Raw genomic sequence first — 2,174 nt, 5'->3', positions numbered from 1 at the left:
GCCCTTAGGAATACTCTCCCCTGAAACACCCTCTACTTTGCTATCCTTCACCGTAAATTTCTGATAGGCTTCCTTAATTGTCTGCTTTTCCATCATAACCTGGCGAAGGGTTGGTCCTCCTGCGAGGGAGACTTGTTCCATACTTATCCGTTTAGGGATTTCTTTTTTACCGATTGCTTCACCTATATTTTTTAACGTGGTTTTTCCTGATCTCGCTATGTCTGTTATTGAAGCTTTTGCGTACTGAACCTGCCTTTGAATTCCTTGCTGTAAATAAATCTGTATGATTTTAAGTCCTTACAACCTATCATCGGAGGAGCCAGATATGACGTAAAATGATATATTTTCATATTTCAACAATGAAAAGACAAAAGACCTTAACTTTTGCGTTAAGGTCATACAAAAAGAACAAACTCTTCTTGTCCTCCAATATTCATTCTTAAGGTATTCTTCTAAAATATTCTTATCATATTCAGATTCAGGTAAAAGACCCAAGCAAGTATATTCACAAATAACCCTTCTTTCGTGATTATCTGAATCTGATAGATCTTCATAATTATAATCTTTTCAACTTGATTGGTTCTCCCTTATTCGATTGGTCCCATGAATTGAGCAATCAGATAAATATGCTCAATAAGTTTCACCTTTTTCAAGTTTTCCACTTTCTCGGGTCCACCTAATCCAAGCAGAGGGGTAAAACCAAAGCATTCATCAAAATCTGGCTCTCCATATTTATCAACTGCTTCAGGATAAGGATTCCATTCTAATATTTCTTGGTAAAATGATTCATCCTCTAAATCAGGAAAGAAGTATTTAAAACCGGACGATATCCCTTTAATTTCACCCTTTCTAAAATTAAGTAAAATTAAATATTTATTATCTTCCCAAACAACTAGATCCCCCATTGATGTAGTAAACAAAACTAGAGCATCCTCGTTTCTTACATATACATCCTTTAATAGTTCCTGATACTCTTCTGGGTTAACGATATTTAAATACCCGTTTAATATACTACCAAAACCATATATCTTCCACACTTCTAATACTTGTTCAGGTATATAACCATAAAAATTATTAATAGTTTCTGCTTGTGCTTTTTCAAATAATTTAAAGTTATCAAAAATGGTAGTTGACATTTTTATAGTCACCTCTATTTCATTGTATTAATTTCACATTTAAGTATATTGACTTTTTATCCACTTGCGTCATACTAGCTGCAACAGATTTTATTTGTTCATCTATAACATCAATTCTATATCTCCATTGCGAACCAAGGGATGAATTAACCCTTTTATCTCCCATTCCACCAATATCAAGTGGATTGCCACCAGCTATTTGATCTGGATTATGTAACGCAGCCTGTTCATTTATCCATACCGTAGCCTGCTTTTCTGATTCTTTTCTAGATAAGCCTGTCTCCCTTAACTCATCAACTTTATCTAAATAAGCTTTTACTCTTGCAGCCTTTTGAGCTGCATTCCCTTCTAAAGCTCTTCCTTCTTCTATATATCTTTCTCTATTCTTTAAATACTCTTCAATAGTTAAACCATTCAACCCTTTTTCTTGGTCTTTTAACTGTCTTGTGAATTCTTCTGCATTGTGATTAGGATTTTGCTTGAACTTGACTTCTATTTCTGAGATTCTTTGGACATGGTATACTATACCCGTAACCTTACCACCATCACTCTTCACCGCAAACTTCTGTACTATATCCTTAATAGTCGTTTTATCAAAAGTGACATGCTTGTAGTTGTTTCCATACGCCGTGGCTAACTCTTCGACCCTGATACGAAGAGGTACTTCCACATTGCCGATTTGCCGGCCGAATACTTTTGCCTTCTGAACCTGCCTTTGCGCAAATTCCTTGCTGTATGGGACGAACTTTGTACCACTCGCCACTTTATCGGCGACTTTGGCCGCACCTGCCACACCGCCGATTCCGAGTGCCATCAACAGCCCGTTCTGGCGCTGTTCCTCGGTTAGCTGGTTGCCGAACATGTCTTTGCCGGTGGCCGCCTCAAAGAGGCCGTTGGCTGCGAGGAGTCCGTATATCCCGTATTCGGTTTTCTGAAGGAGGCTAAAGCCTTTTGTCGTTTTATAGGCATCGAGCGCGTGGTTCGCTGCGTTGAGTCCTTTGGCGGTTTTGTAGATGGCGCTGCCGCCTTTGATGGCCC

At 38.4% G+C, this 2,174-nt stretch carries 2 protein-coding genes and 1 pseudogene; all 3 read right to left on the bottom strand.

Annotation, left to right across the window (positions count from 1 at the left end):
• Nucleotides 1–297 precede the first annotated feature (297 nt).
• Nucleotides 298–552: pseudogene (locus ACFVSH_RS25790) on the bottom strand (hypothetical protein); the annotation flags it as partial.
• 35 nt (nucleotides 553–587) lie between these two features.
• Nucleotides 588–1,136, bottom strand: a complete 549-nt coding sequence (locus tag ACFVSH_RS25785) for a T6SS immunity protein Tdi1 domain-containing protein (RefSeq protein WP_387598347.1) — start codon at nucleotides 1,134–1,136, stop codon at nucleotides 588–590.
• A gap of 19 nt (nucleotides 1,137–1,155) precedes the next feature.
• The coding region (locus ACFVSH_RS25780; RefSeq protein WP_387708615.1) for a polymorphic toxin type 15 domain-containing protein at nucleotides 1,156–2,174 on the bottom strand (1,019 nt) is incomplete at its 5' end.

The organism is Peribacillus sp. NPDC058002, assembly GCF_042886655.1.
Lineage (GTDB): Bacteria > Bacillota > Bacilli > Bacillales > DSM-1321 > Peribacillus > Peribacillus aracenensis.
This window is presented reverse-complemented; position numbering and strand designations above follow the sequence as displayed.

Bases quoted from the DNA above. Each gene is read 5' to 3' on its own strand.
- ACFVSH_RS25785 (WP_387598347.1), bottom strand. From the start codon at position 1,136: ATGTCAACTACCATTTTTGATAACTTTAAATTATTTGAAAAAGCACAA.